Here is a 15,483-nt window from a genome sequence, read left to right as displayed (position 1 = left end):
TACGCTTTGGTAATCGTACCAAATTTGTTGCGGTGGCGGCAATCCGGCTGGAGGCATTTGCTTAAGTACTTGAGGCAGCGGGGATTCGCAGCAAAATATAGAGGCGCCCGTACCCTCCCGGGATTTTGGACACCTCTATTACTTGTACACTATTCTCTTATTTTTAAAATAATAACTTTGGCATTAAGGCTGCAGCTTCACCCGTGTCTCTTTATCCGGCTCGTCAGTGGTGTAATAGAACATGTATATTGAAGCTTTCGTCCCTTTGAAATCCTTATAGACATCAATCGCTTTGCTGTTCCCGTCCCCGTCAAAATTGGTCGTTACCGGCTTGCCCAGAATGCGTTCCTTGCCTATACCGATGTGAGTCTGGTTGACTCCGCCAAAACGGGCGTCTTCGCTTTCAGTCTCTACAATCAAGTCGCTTCCCTGCATATAGTAGGTCCATTTGACCGGGAACCCGCCGGTATTGCGGATCAGCGTCTGTTTGCCGGCAGAAATATTCGTAAGTTGAAGCGGCGTCTTGTCCTCCTCGTGAATCGTAACCTTATATTTCCCCACAAAGGTAATTGGCGTGTCTTTACCGACTACTAAATCCGCCGGACGCTCAAAACGTAGTGTAATCAATAAAGGATCATCCTTTGGAGATCTGTACAGCATCCCCTCAAGCGTCTTGCCGCCTGCCTCAAGCTCATATTTAAAATAAGGAATCCGCGGGAAAACCCTATCCTTTGTTCGAATCGAGACACGGATCTGAGTAGGCGTCACTACAAGACTCTCAACAGTATTGGTATTGTCGCCCGGCTCCAGCGGTACATTCAGCTTCTTCTTTATTGTTCCGCTTTCCATCTGCTTTTTGCTTAATTCCAGATCAAAGTGGATAGGTTCCGTTATGTTTTTCTCACGTTTGGCATAATCCAGCTTGAAGACAACCTGCCCTTCCACCAGATCTGCCCGGTTAAAAAACTGGATCGCTGTATATTCACCTTCTTCTCCAGGCTTACCGTAAGTACTGCCGGGGAGGATCCGCACAGGCTTTCCGTCCTTGTAAGGCACGATTTGCGGATTGTCCCATTGCTTTGCCTCCGGTGAATCATATGAGATGGCGGAGGTCAACATCAGCTTCTCTCCCTGTTCAAATACCTGCACCTTAACATCACGCAAGCCATCCTGTCCGAGAGAAATGATCTGCGGGGCAGCCGTATTCAGATTGATCTTCGGAAATTCCAACTGCTTCGCCTGGTAACTGTAGAGGCCGTCTATCAAAAGTTTAGCTTTGGAGTTCTCCTGCTGCGGTGCCCAGTCGCTTTCAAAGTACCCATTGTACCGTTTGTCCTTCTCATCCCACCGTACAAAGGTATTGCTGTTGTCTTCCGTATCGCTGTTGTCCGCCTCGCCCTTCAGCGACATTCCCTTGACAGTCCAATATTCATTGTCCGCACGCTTGTCAACATCCAGATTATAGAGAATGACCGTGCGGTTCTCATCCACAATCGCCGTATGAAGCGTAAGCGTCACCCCATCCTTGGTAATGGATTGCCCGAGCTGCTGCCCAAGGTTCTGGTCCAGGGCAGACTGAATTCCCTCCCTGCCGCGCAGAAGAATGTCCCAGTTATAATGAATCGCCGCATATACAGGAGCCGCAGCCAGCAGGGCGCTGAGCGCAGCAATTCCGGCAATTCTGCTCCAATTTTTGGACCGCCGGAGGATGACCGGCTTCACTGTATCACTCTCAGCCGTCGCGGTGTGGCCAGAATCCTCCATCCGTTTCCACATCCCTTCGAAATCCGGATAAGGCACGTTCTCATCATTATTTAATTGATACTTGAGTGCACGCTCCAGCTTGTTCATAGCTTTCTCCCTTCCATGCGGCTTCCGGCATTCCTGTCTCCAGCAGCACATTCTTCATCAGCTTTAGTCCTTTGTGCAATCTTGATTTGGTCGTTCCGAGCGGAATGGACAGTGCGTCCGACACTTCGGCCAGACTGAGATCATGCATGTATCTCAGGGTCAGCACCACCCGGATTTTCACGGGGAGGCGTGACAGATGGATCATCCACTCCTGTGAGGTTTCCTTCTGCTCGACCAGCCGCTCCACCGTGTGTTCCGTACCTCTGCCCTGAAAAAGATGCAGATTCGCCGCCAGCTTCTGCTGCAGGCTCTGCCGCCGCTTCAAGTGATTCAGGCAGGCATTTACAGCGATTTTCATTATCCAGGGCTTGAGATATTCAATGTCCTGCCAATTGCTGCGGAAAACCGTAATAAAGATCTCCTGGCACAGATCCTCGGCATCCGCCGGATTATGCACCATGTAATAGCAGGTTCGGTACACATCCCTGTTGTAGGTTTCGAACAATTCCCGGTTGCTTTCCAATCCGTGTGCCCTCCTTTCTTGTCTACGTATGTATTCAACAAACAAACCTCGAAAAAGGTTCACTTCAAAAGTCCCGCTCAAGAAAAAAGCAGCATGCCCTCCTTCCAATTGCGAGGTCCACACTGCTTATCTAATATTCCTAGCTCATATCAACATACATACGCTGCGGCACAAATCAGATGATATTCAGCACCTCGCGGGCCTGATTGTCCAACTCCTGGGCGGACGTGGCAACCCCTGTAAAATCCTGCAGGGCGACCTCAATCTGCCGCTGGCTTTCTTCCACACTGCCCTGAACCTGGGAGATTCCCTCGGACATTCTGGCAATTTCCTCTGTAATCGCCTTGACGCTCTCCCGCACTTCGCCAATGGAATGCTGTACCATAGCGGACAGCTTTCGGACTTCCTTGGCTACGACATCAAAACCCCGGCCGAACTCTCCGGCATGTGCCGCTTCAATCGCCGCATTAAGCGCCAGCAGATGGGTCTGCGAAGCAATATCACGGATCGTCTGCACCACGCCTTGAATATCTCCGGCCTTCTGCTGCAGATTGGTAAGTGTCATATTATTTTCATTCGACACCTCGGCGATGCTGTCGATGCTCATTAGCAGCTCCCGGCTCCGCTCGATGCCTTTTTCCGCACGCTGGTTCAGACTTCCGGCCATTCCCTGCATGTGCTCCACAACATTGCTCATATTCGTCTGTCTGACGGTAATATTCGTTGCGACCTTCGTCACACCGATAACCTGCTCGCCCAATTCATCATAAATAGGCATATATGTAGCTTCCAGCCACACCGGATTCCTTTCGGAGTCCATCCGGACGATTTTATCCTGAAAACTCTTGCCGGACAGCAAATCCTCCCAGAATATTTCGTAATCAGGACTATTCGCGAACTCAGGGAAACAAAACTCCTTATGGTACATTCCGTACATTTCCCCAGCGCTGTATTTCATGGAACTGGCAAATACTTCATTGACATAAGCCACCCGGCGGTCAAGAGTAAACCGGATGAGGGCAAGATTCTTTTCCAAAGCTTTGACAACCAGTGCATCGGTGACTTCTTGTGTTGGCAGGTTCTTCATAGCAATTTCTCCCCGTATGAATCAATTTTAGAATATCTGAGGTTGTCCTAATTTCATTGTTTGACTTTACTCTATAATAACGGTAAAATTTCGGTTTTAGATTACAGAAAAGGACAATTTATAGAAATCTCTAAAAAAACTAAAAACCGCAGGCATATAGCCTTGCGGTCTCATCACTTTTAAATAAACTTTAGTATACAATTTCCCGCTTATTCACTTTAGCGCCAGATAAAGATTGATCGAACATATCCAGAATAATGAGGAAACGCTCGGCCTCGCGGAATACATGATCCGCCAGCAAAGGATGAATGATGCTTTTGATCCGGCACTCATAAATTAAATCACGTGCTGTTTTCTTGAAATCACGCAATGATTTTACAGAAACCCGGTTTTCGTCAACGAATTGACTGAGCAGCGGAACGGTCTGAGACTGGGGACGCATATGACTTAAATCAGCCGCCTGGAACACAAGCTTATCAAAATCATTGCTGAATTCCCGCGCTTGATCAACCAGCTTCCGTTCAGACGGGTCAAGCAGATGACCTATAAATTTGGCATGATCGGCCATGATCTTTAGGAAAAAGACATTCTCATCAATAATGGCATCGGGCAGCGGTTCGAGTGTCCCCGAATTAAGCTCCTCCAGTCGGTTCCTGAAATAATTGGCCTCCCGGCTTACATGATCCACCAGCAAAGGAAAGTTGGTTTGTCCCGGAAGCTTGCATTGCAATATAAGCCCTAGCACCTTTCGTTTAAAGGCATAAATATGCGTCGCCGCCACACCAACCTCTGTATTAAACTCCCGGATCGTGTGAGGGTCAGCGTCGCTCTGAAATTCGTGGGACCTTCTCTCAATATCCTCAAAAATAGCGTAAAAATGGTTCGCCTCTTGCCTAAGCTGAGTGTCCTCCACTCTGAATCCCAAACACAAAAAAAAGGAATGCTCCTTCATGATCCTCGACCAAAAGCGTATTTCATCTAATGACCGGGTAACGAACATATCCAACCCTACCCCTCCTTTGCAGAGATAAAATCCAACTACTTCTAAGCATATGGAGGTTTTTTGTCCACTATGTTCGTTACTCTTATACGGGCCTGACAATTCCTGTCTCTATTCGGATCTGGCCAGTAAATATTACTTTTTTGAACCGTAGCCCCTTATTTTAATGCCCCAGACCGAATCCTTCTGATATGCTGCAGCTTCCTGCAGATCCGGGAGACGCGTGTCCTGCGGATAATGGCGCTCCAAATACATAACGAATGCCCGGCGTAATCCGATTTCAGCCTCCAGCTTATTGAATTCATTGGGATGCTTGTCCATCTCCGCCATCGCAGCTTCCCAGATATTCAGATCAGCAGCCTCCGACTGCCCGCTGCGGACTTTCCCGGCAAGCTCACGCAGTTCGCGGTAAGCCCGTTTTACTCTGGAAGAGTAGACCTGCTTCTGATTCAAAAAAGTAAGCAGCGCAACCAGCAGCGCCAGCCCGCCCCATAAAATATAGTTGTTCATGTTCATCCCTCCGGCTTGGCATATCTTCATAATTATACACACCTCGCAAGCAGAACGGCTACGCCGGCTATATTATATATATACACAAAAACACCCCACAGCAGTGGGGCATTTTCTGCAATTTTTTTGCTATTCCTTCTTCAAAATTTCGTGAAGCTGCCGCTTGTCCGCCTCCAGTGAACGCTCCTGCGCCTCCAGATCATCCTGGTCTGCTTCCGCCGCAGAAAATTCTACGTCCTCTGCTTTGGCTTCATACAGCATTTTCATCTTGTCGGTCTTCGAAAAAATTTTCGAGTTCTCTCTATCCATCTGTTATCCGGCCTCCTGTCGTTATAGCCTTTAAATCACTCCGCCCGCCTCTTCGATAATCGACATGGCCTGATCAAAATACTCCGAATTCAGAACAACCGTCAGCAAAACATCCCTGCCGGTTGGCCCGCCGTCTCCACCATGGCTCATCCCACTGGCACTGGAGTCTGCAGCAGCCAGTATACCGGCTGAATGGCTGCCGAGCGTTGAATTGAGCGTCATGGTAGCCAGACTGGGAATATCCCCTGTTACCGGATTATTCCCTGTGTATCGGGCTCCCCCCGGGTATTTGCTGAAACGGTCAATCGACATATCGATCACTCTAAGTGCCTGCAGTTTGCGGGAAGCCCCTTCTGCCTCTTCTGGACTTTTGAAATATGCAAGTATGTTTTTTTCGGACATGTGTATCCCTGCTCTCTGCCTGAATTTCCATACGCAATTGTGTACCTTCATATTCTGTATTCCGGGTGCAGAATTTATTCGTTTTTCTACGCCTATTCCCCTGAATATAGTACAAAAGTAGGATATAACATTTGGTAATTAGCCTGTAAAATATATCTAATTTTCACTAATAATTCGTTCAGTTCTACAATACTCGAAACAAGGAGGGATACGTTAGGTTTAAGTGAGTTCCTACTATATGAACTAATTGATACTGGGGAGGATATGTAAATGTTCAAACGCTCCATCCGTAAATTTGGCATTGGCGCAGCAAGTGTAAGCTTAGCAGTTTCAGTTCTCTTTCCTTCCGCCTCTTATGCCAGTGCAGGCAGCTTTCTGCCCGCGCCTCCAAATCTTCAAGACCAGGCTCCACAACTGAATCCGAAGCTGGATTTCTCCTCGGACTCCTTGAGTCAATTCATCCAGAGCTACAAAGCTTCAGCCATTAAGCCGCAAAACTATGTCGGAACAAGCACTTCTTCAGCACCTGTTACCTTCATTGTCCAATTACAGAAAGACCCGATCAAAGTTGCAGAAAGCCAAAGCCCATCCCTCAAAGGCTCTGCACCATCACTGCAGCACAACGTTCTCCGTACGGAGCACAGCGCTTTTAAAGCGGCTGCCGATCTAATCGGCGCTGTAATGGGTCATGAATATACCGAGGTTTTTAACGGCTATGAAGTCACACTTCCAGGCAATCAGGTGGACAAGCTGCTTGCACTGCCAGGCGTAAAGGCCGTATTCCCCAACACGACTGTTCATGCGCTGGAAACAGCCACAGATTTTGAAGCGCCACCTTCTTCAGGTGGATCAGCTCAAGTGCCTGTAGGTAACGGCGATATCTTTCATACAAAAGCCCTGTATGACAAGGGTGCTACTGGAGAAGGTATTGAAGTAGCTGTTATTGATACCGGTATCGACTATGATCATCCTTACCTCAAAGGTGTCTACAAAGGTGGATATGACGTCGTTGATAACGACGAATATCCATTTGAAACGAAGCCAGACCCACGTTACTTGCCAAGAGACGGCAAGCCATATGAGACTGCTCACGGTTCCCATGTCTCCGGTATCGTCCACAGTGTAGCTCCAAAAGCGGATATTTATGTATACCGTGTACTTGGACCTTACGGCTCGGGATCTACTGCCGATGTAATCGAAGGCATCGAGCTGGCGGTAGCTAAGGGCGTTGATGTCATCAACCTCTCGCTTGGCTCCGATGTGAACCAGCAGTATTCACCCGATGCCATTGCCGTGGACAATGCCGCCAAAGCGGGTGTTACTGTTGTACTAGCAGCGGGCAATGCAGGTCCCGGCACAGAAACTGTAGGCACTCCGGGTGGTGCGCATCGTACCATCTCCGTCGGCGCCAGCACTACACCAACTTGGGTTAATGTATTTAAAGTTGGTGTAGTTAATAATGTCTATGGCATTCAGGCTGCTGAATCCGCCGCACTTCCTGTAACAGCAAGTGGAAAAGAAATCGTCTATGCCGGACTGGGAGGCTCGGTAGAGGATTATACCAAGGCTGGTGTAGCAGGAAAGATAGCGCTCGTTGACCGCGGAACTTATACTTTTGTATCCAAATCCGCTAACGCCAAGAAAGCCGGTGCAATCGGGCTGCTGATCGCCAATAACGCTGATGGGGAGCTAAGCATGGCCATTGACTCCACCGGCGTTCCTACCTACGGCATTACCAAAGCTGAAGGCGCCTTGATTAAGCAAGAGATTAATGCAGGGCGTAATACAGTAAATTTCGAGGTTAAATGGGATACCAGCAATTTGCTTGCCGGTTTCAGTTCACGCGGACCGGCACTTCCGGAACTGAATATCAAGCCGGATGTCCTGGCTCCTGGCGTAGGGATAAACTCCTCAGTGCCTGTGTGGGAAAGCTCCAATGGATACACCAAGCTCAACGGCACCAGTATGGCCAGCCCGCATGTAGCCGGAGCAGCAGCCCTGCTGCTGGATTGGGATAGGAACTTGACACCGGATCAGGTCAAAGTTCTGTTATCCAACAGTGCAACTCCAATCAAGGACCGTACAGGCAAATATTATAGTGTCTATGAGCAAGGTGCAGGACTCATTGATCTTTCCAAGGTAGTAACGGCAAGCTCCTTCGCCAGAGTTGCCGAGGTTCTCGATACGGGGAATCCAACAGTACCAACAGTAGATTATGATACGGGTTCACTGTCCTATGGTCTCCAGTCTGTTGGAACCGTAACGAAGACCGTCTATGTAGATCCCATTTCAAAAGCACCTAAGACCTACAGTGTCAGTGTTGACTGGCGCACAGCGGAACACAAAGGAATTTCTCTCCCAGCCTTTAGTGATATCACTGCCGGAGGATACTTCAATGTTCCTCTAACCATTGATGCTACAGCCGCTCCAGGGTTCTATGAAGCTACACTGACACTTACGGAAGTTGAAGGCCAAGAAACCTTAACACTGCCTATAGGTGTAGTAGTAGGTGACAAGTACAAGCCGGATGCGCTTACGAATCTTTATGCGGGACAAAAGATCATCTCCCCAAATAATGATGGTTATCTGGACAACACCGACTTCTCCTTCTCTGTAAATGAGCCAATCAACAGTCTGCATATTGAAGTAGCTGATGTGTTCACTGGAACAGTTGTTGGTGATGTATACGCGACTGGTGAGAAATATTACCGTGGTTTCTATGAAACGACCGATTGGGATGGTACGGTCGTTGACCAAAAAACTAAAAAACCGGTACAGCTGCCGGATGGAATTTATTCCATTACACCTGTTCTGAATGGTACTGCTGTACCTGATGATCAAGCGATCTCCATTGTTGTTGACCGGAAAGCTCCGGTAGTTACCGGTTTGACAATCACAGAACATGACCGGACAACTGCAGAAGAGCCAAGAAGTGCAACAATTAGCGGTTTTATTGCTGATGACCTTCTTTTGGAACTCGTAGCCGCAGGCCAAGATCCTAACAAATTATTCGGAGCTGCCGCAGTCTTTACAGGAGCTAATGGTAAACTGCTGCAGGCAGATGGAGTTATTGATCCATCCGGATATTTTGAAATCGAAGTCCCTCTCGCTGAAAGGCTGAACCAGTTCTATATCTACGTGTATGATACAGCAGGCAACGGTGCGGCAGACGGAGATTATGCACAACTGCTTCGCTACAGCACAGATGCGAACAGCGCCAAGGTAGCTCCTGCGGCATCTCCAATTCAAGCTGTAGTTGGACAGCCAGTTACAATTGATGTAGGCTTCTCTGTTACTGACAATGTCTACGGCATTTATGGCGCCACATTCAACCTGTATTACAGCAAGAATCTTAATGAACCAACCGTTGTGCCAAGCGTACAACTGGCTACCTATCAGGAAACCAATTTCCCTGGTAAGCCGCTGCCGCAATTCACCAACCTTATTCCTCTGAAAGATGGACAGAGTGTACTGCAATACGGCGTGCATGTAACGGATGGGGCTTATACCGGCACGGGTAATGGCTCACTTGGCAAGTTTACCTTTACACCAACCTCCGCCGGAACGTATACCTTCAAACTATCGGATGTTCTGCTCTGGAGCGACAGCTACTCAGCTACAGTTCCGGCAGGGCTGTCGACCGTAAATGTAGTCGTCACAAACCCTGTACCATCTGGGCCTGCGATTTCCACAGGAGGATCGGCTCCAGCCGTGGGTACTACCTTGACTGCCGGACAATTGGTTGAGACTGCAAATCCTGCAGGCGGTAAACCAACAGCAGTATTGACCGTTTCTGACACAGCGTTGACCGCTGCGTTACAAAAAGTAGAGAATAACACTGCCGTCATTAATGTCAGCGACTTGGATTTCACTAAGTATGGAGAAGTGAAAATTTCGCTTACCTCTGCCCAAGCAGAGAAACTGAAGACCGCTGCCAATGCACTTAGTATCAATGGGGCAGGCTTTACACTGCTTATTCCAGCAGGTACGCTTCCTGACTTCATCACCAGCAGCGGATTGGCAGTGACTGTCAGCCTTGTAGACAGTAAAGATAAAGCTACCCTATCGGGAAGCACAGCAACGGTTGATCCCGGGTCTTCCCTGCTAACTGTTAAGAACGGCTGGTCCACAGGCAAACCTGTTACCGTGCAAATTCATCTGAATGATGCCGGTAAGAAGGACGTTCGTAAGGCAGGGGTATATAAACAAACCACGGATAGCAAATGGACTTATGTCCAGGCAGGTACACTTCCTAAAGAAGGCCTCCTGCAGTTTACAATTACCGGCGACGGCACTTATGGCGCAGCTGTACGCAACGTTACCTTTATTGATCTCAGCGTGCATTGGGCCAAGGAAGATATCGAGATCCTTGCAGCTCATGGTATTGTAGCCGGAAAAGGAACAGACGGCAGCTTCAAGCCTTCCGACAGCTTGAACCAGGCTGAACTGCTGACCCTGTTCGACCGTTTGCTCGGCAAAGGCGACACCTGGTCAACCCGCATTAAAGAAGCAGGCTCCCGCGATGTCTTGACACGTGAAGAGGCCGCTGTCATTCTCGCTAATGCTTTGGGTGCGGATAGCTCTTCTTCCGCAGCACTGACATTCAAGGATGCCGGAAAAATCTCTGCAAATGCAAAAAATGCAATTTCATTTGCTGTAAGCAAAGGCTACCTCAAAGGAGAAGGAGCTAATACCTTCAATCCACAAGGTACTCTGACCCGTGCACAGGCAGCAGCCATCCTGCACCGGGTGCTTGAGGATCTTCGCTCTAAATAATGTGAAGTTCAGCTTAATATGCTAAAAGAAACGGCTGCGTGTCCTGTCTAGGATACGCAGCCGTTTTTGCAAATTAGTGTCGAATGACTCTTATCATCATAACTGAATACCATCGTTTTCCATTGTTTTTACAGCATTTCAAACAGCTGTTATATTACCTTAATTTGGTACAAAAGTAGTATATAACGTTTCTCCACTAGATTGTAAAATAAATGTAATTTCTACTCAGAGAAGAGCACATTAGAGCAGCTGCCTGAATAAAAACAAAAATTTATTCAGTGCATGAATATATGTGAGGAAATCTTCCTTTAAGCGCATTTTTTCACTTGAAAATGTGTTTTTCCGAGGATTTCTGATAGATCAGACCTTAGAAGGAGAGTGATCATGTCATATTTTGCATCATCAAACAGAAAATTAATCTTGAAGCTTCAGAAATTTAATGTAGATTTTACATTTTACCGGTGGTAAAATCTTCTTAATATTTTTCCTACTATTTCAGACGGAAATAAACTGGATGAATTGAAAAGGAGAATCCGCGCTACTGTCTGCAGCAGGAGAGATGTGAGCCAGAACTAACAACATAACTTGGAGGGGATTACATTTGGAGTGGACAAAACTACCTCGTAAGCTGTCCGTACTCGCCTTGTCACTAGGTGTGACAGCCGGTATGATTCCGGGTGCGGCATTCGCCGCCGGCAGCTTGCAGACGTCATCATCAAGCAATCATCTAGCATCTTTGATTCAATCAAATCAAACCATTATTTCTCCACAGCTCAACACCAAATCCTCAAGTAAAGTCCGGGTCATTGTTCAATTAAGCGGCCAGCCTGCAGCTATCGGCAAATACGCCGCTAAGCAGGGGATCTCAGCTCTAGCCAAAACAGCTACTGAAGCTGCGGTTAAGAGCCAGCAGGCCGATGTGCTGGACCAGGCTGAAGCCAAAGGTATCGATCTGACCGTCAACTACAAGTATGACACCATTTTGAATGGCTTTGAAGTCACTATTCCGGCGAATAAGATTCCGGAGCTGGCCAAGATTTCCGGCGTTACTTCCATTTATCCGAACAGCACCTGGTACGCTCTTCCTGATCAGACAGTAACTGAAGCCACTTACAGAAACGACAATGCTCCACTTGAACAGATTCACGCCAATTGGGCTGCGGATCACGGAATTACCGGGGCTGGTCTGAAGGTCGGCGTAATTGATACCGGTGTAGACTATAAGCACCCGGATATCGCTGCGGCTTACAAAGGCGGCTATGACTCATTTTATAATGATAAAGATCCTTATGAAGAAGTTCCGCTGACCCCTGCAGAAGATCCGTATGGCGTAGGCTATGGCGGAACTTATCACGGCACTCATGTAGCCGGCACCATCATTGGACAATATGCCGCTAAAGGTGAAGTTGCACAAAAAGGTGTGGCCCCAGGCGCAGACCTGTATGTGTACAAGGTACTGGGACGCAATCTCGAGAAACCAAGCACATCCTCCGGTTCATCCGCTCAAGTTATTGACGGTATTGAACGTGCAGTAAAAGATGGCATGGATGTTATCAACCTCTCCCTGGGTTCAGATTCCGAAAAAGATGTGAACTCCCCGGATTCGATTGCTATCAATAATGCCGTCTTGTCTGGCGTAGTAGCAGTTATCGCCAACGGCAATAATGGAGAGGCTGGATATTTTTCACTCGGTTCCCCGGCTACATCTCAGCTGGCGATCTCTGTAGGTTCCGTAACCAGCCCTATTGACGCTTACTCTGGAAGTTTCAAGGCAGAAATAGCAAACTCTGTAACTTCGGTTACTTATGATGCCTATTATCCATTCCACATGATGGCATACGAGTTGGCAAAAACGGATTTCGCCACCATTATCGGCACAGAACCTACTCGAGTCGTTTATGCAAACCTTGGAGCTAACGAAGATTACCCGAAAGGGGACATCAGCGGTTCCATCGTTCTGGTATCCCGCGGCGATTTGGCCTTTACAGACAAAATTGCGAATGCAAAGGCGCATCATGCCAAAGCAATCGTAATTTTCAACGGCAATGCTAAGAAGGTGGATGGTAAGAGTGAAGCTATTCTTGACGAGAGCTACACAGATCGTTCCGGCTTTATCGGTGTGAATCTTGGCAATGGATATGAGAGTATTCCTACGTTCGACATTGAAGGCTCAAAAGGCCGTAAGTTAGCCAGAGCTATTATTGCCAATGGAGACAACCCTACTTATTTCACTTTTGGTTCAGAATATAACCATGAAATGACAACAGGGGATACTATGAGCACCTTCTCCTCCTTGGGGCCAAATGTCGATGGCAAGCTGGGCATCAAACCAGACATTGTAGCTCCTGGTGACGGAGTGCTATCCACATGGCCAGCATATGGCGGAGATTATTCCAAAGCTTACAACCGAATCAGCGGTACAAGTATGGCTACTCCGCATGTCGCAGGCTTGTCGCTGCTGATTAAGCAGGCGCATCCGGAATATACGCCAATTGACATTCGTGCCGCTCTAGCGAACACTGCAGATCCTATCTTCTACAAAGGAAATCCAGAAGATCTGTATCTTCAGGGTCCTGGACGGGCCAATGTTGAAAATGCGATCTTGACTCCGGCACTGCTCGAAGCTGTAGAACCTATCTCCATTCTGGACAAGAACTATGCATCTCAAAGTATCACCAACTACAATCCTTCAACAAGTTTTGGAGTGATGGTGCCAGGCTCCACGGATAGTAAAACCCTGCAGTTGAAGAACGTCAGCAACAGTGAAGTTGCGTACACCGCTTCTGTTGAATGGAATTATGGTCAAGCGGATAAAGTATCTGCTACATTGGACAAAACCACTGTAACAGCATCCGCATATGGCACAACTGGATTTAAGTTGAATGTTGCTGTTTCAGCTGATGCCGATCCGAAACTGGATTACCAAGGGAAAGTGGTTCTGACAGCCAAAGGACAACCGACGCTGCATCTGCCATTTACTGTCCATGTAAATGATAAGGCTGAACAGCCTGATTGGGGCACAGGCGTACAGGAAGCAGTGATCAGCTCACCGATCTTATACTCCAATTCGACTGCTACCCTTTCTTACAAACTGAAAGCTGACGATATTAACTACTATGAAGTGAATCTGATTGGTCTGGATGATGCCAAGAAAGGCTCATTCCAGGTATCCACTACAGGTAAACCGGATAAATTCTTTGCCCCAGGCAACTATAGCACGGTAATAGGAGCGACCTACCAGCCTTATGACAGCAACGGTGATCCTATCGTTGACGCCAACGGTAAACCTGCAGTAGCAAATATTACGGATGGCGTTTACAAGCTCGAGATTCTCGCCATCACTGCAGAAGACAACACCAAAGGACCGATTAAGATTGATTATAACAATGACAAGTACTACAGCACCTATACCTCTTTCCGCTTCGTAACAGCTTCAAGCCCGTCAACAGGCGGCGGCGGTGGCGTTGCAACACCAGCAACACCTGTTATCCCAAACACAGCCAAAGCTCTGGTAGAGGAAGGTGCCAAGCAAGTAACTGTAACCCCAGCAGTTGCATCTAAGGATGGTGTAACTACTGTAACAGTAACCGACAATGATCTGAAGGCAGCGCTGGCAAATGCCGCGACCTCCAAGACTGCTGTTGTGATCTCTGTAGCCTCTACAACTGATAAGGCTGCCCAACTGAGCCTGACTGCAGATCAAGTGAAGCTGCTGACGGGTCTCCCTGCTGGTAGCTCTGTAATTGTAAGCATTAGCGGTTCCGCTGTATCCTTACCGGTATCTCTGTTCTCTGGTTCCCCGGCAGGACAAGGCTTGAAGCTCGATATCAAGCAATCCCCTGATACCGCCAGCAAGCTAACTTCAAGCGTAGCTGGTTCAACGGTAATCGGAACTCCGGTTTCCTTCGAGGCTTCTTGGACAACTGCAACAGGCAGCACATATTTGAATGTTCCAAACAATACCTTCATCAAGAGATCCTTCACGGTACCGGGTGCGATCCAACCGAAAACCGCAGGTGTGCTCTTTGAAGAGAACGGACTGGTAACACCAGTTGCTTCCGTATTCACGCCTCAGGCGGATGGAACGACTCTCGTTACTGTAAGTCGTCCAGGCTTCTCGGTATACGCCGCAGTAAGCAAACCATCGGCTGCCTTCACAGATATCGCTGCTTCGAAATCGGCCGCTGCCATTAAGACTCTGGCCGACAAGCTGATTATCCAAGGCACTTCGGCAACGACTTTCTCACCACTTAACAACCTGACACGCGCTGAGTTCACTGCACTTTTAACTCGCGCACTTGGTCTTCGTACTGATGCCAGCGTTACCTTCACTGATGTAAAATCATCAGACTGGTACGCTAAAGATGTTGCAGCTGCTTCTAAAGCCGGCCTGATTCTGGGCATTGGCAACGGCAAATTTGCTCCAACCCAGAAAGTAACCCGTCAAGAGCTGGCTGTTATTCTGGACAGAGCACTGAAATTGACAGGAGTAGAATTGAAGGCCGCTAATCCTTCGTTCACTACTTACACCGACAATGCCAAAGTAGCACCTTATGCAAAGGACAGTCTGCAATCCCTGTCTAAAGCTGGCATCATCGGCAGTGATGCAGGAACTGCTTTCAATCCGACTGCCCCAGCAACTCGCGAAACGGCTGCTGCCGCTCTTTACGAATTGCTGAGCAAGATTGGCTTGATTGAATAGTCCCTCTACCCTTAAGGCACTCCGGTGCTGACCTGAGCCGCCTTAAGCGGTTGACAGCAACAAGGGGCTGTCCAAAAAGTCCCTAAAATAAAAACGTTGGACGAAAAACTGTAATGTTTCTCGTCCAACGTTTTTTGTTTGTTTGCTTTTGTTGGAAGGTAGCGAGGCGGATACCCGCCACCTTCAGTAGATTGAGTGCTAAAGCCACAATCCTAAACTCGGCGTGAACCTAGCGGGACATTTCAACTGAATAACCTGTGAGAAGGGCATTCGGGAGGCAGGTTGTACGTACGGTTATTTAGAAAAATTTCATGCGGGGCTGA

At 48.0% G+C, this 15,483-nt stretch carries 9 protein-coding genes; 2 read left to right on the top strand and 7 right to left on the bottom strand.

Annotation, left to right across the window (positions count from 1 at the left end; genetic code table 11):
* Positions 1–183: 183 nt before the first annotated feature.
* From AC0LWN_RS11515 to AC0LWN_RS11485, 7 genes are all read right to left on the bottom strand, one after another.
* Complete coding sequence (locus tag AC0LWN_RS11515; RefSeq protein WP_474665314.1) at positions 184–1,851, bottom strand: DUF4179 domain-containing protein; 1,668 nt, start codon at positions 1,849–1,851, stop codon at positions 184–186.
* The gene (locus AC0LWN_RS11510; protein ID WP_474665312.1) at positions 1,811–2,374 is read right to left on the bottom strand and encodes an RNA polymerase sigma factor; all 564 of its coding nucleotides are present in this window, start codon (positions 2,372–2,374) and stop codon (positions 1,811–1,813) included. The genes AC0LWN_RS11515 and AC0LWN_RS11510 overlap by 41 nt, the downstream gene beginning before the upstream one ends.
* A gap of 175 nt (positions 2,375–2,549) precedes the next feature.
* A complete protein-coding gene (locus AC0LWN_RS11505; RefSeq protein WP_474665310.1) occupies positions 2,550–3,461 on the bottom strand; it encodes a methyl-accepting chemotaxis protein in 912 nt (303 codons plus the stop codon).
* 190 nt (positions 3,462–3,651) lie between these two features.
* A complete protein-coding gene (locus AC0LWN_RS11500) occupies positions 3,652–4,467 on the bottom strand; it encodes a DUF2935 domain-containing protein (protein WP_474665308.1) in 816 nt (271 codons plus the stop codon).
* A gap of 129 nt (positions 4,468–4,596) precedes the next feature.
* The gene (locus AC0LWN_RS11495) at positions 4,597–4,971 is read right to left on the bottom strand and encodes a hypothetical protein (protein ID WP_474665306.1); all 375 of its coding nucleotides are present in this window, start codon (positions 4,969–4,971) and stop codon (positions 4,597–4,599) included.
* A gap of 129 nt (positions 4,972–5,100) precedes the next feature.
* On the bottom strand, positions 5,101–5,280 hold the full coding sequence (locus tag AC0LWN_RS11490; protein ID WP_019909200.1) for a YfhD family protein: 180 nt from the start codon (positions 5,278–5,280) through the stop codon (positions 5,101–5,103).
* 30 nt (positions 5,281–5,310) lie between these two features.
* Positions 5,311–5,682 carry a hypothetical protein gene (locus AC0LWN_RS11485; RefSeq protein ID WP_474665304.1) on the bottom strand — a complete coding sequence of 124 codons (372 nt, stop codon included), beginning with the start codon at positions 5,680–5,682 and terminating at the stop codon, positions 5,311–5,313.
* Positions 5,683–5,952: 270 nt separating this feature from the next.
* Here AC0LWN_RS11485 and AC0LWN_RS11480 point away from each other — a divergent pair, with 270 nt between their 5' ends.
* Complete coding sequence (locus tag AC0LWN_RS11480) at positions 5,953–10,458, top strand: S8 family serine peptidase (protein ID WP_474665302.1); 4,506 nt, start codon at positions 5,953–5,955, stop codon at positions 10,456–10,458.
* 601 nt (positions 10,459–11,059) lie between these two features.
* A complete protein-coding gene (locus AC0LWN_RS11475) occupies positions 11,060–15,160 on the top strand; it encodes a S8 family serine peptidase (protein WP_474665300.1) in 4,101 nt (1,366 codons plus the stop codon).
* Positions 15,161–15,483: the final 323 nt, after the last annotated feature.

Source organism: Paenibacillus sp. sgz302115 (assembly GCF_056120445.1).
The sequence above is the reverse complement of the archived record's forward strand: the minus strand, read 5'-3'. Positions and strand labels throughout refer to the sequence as shown.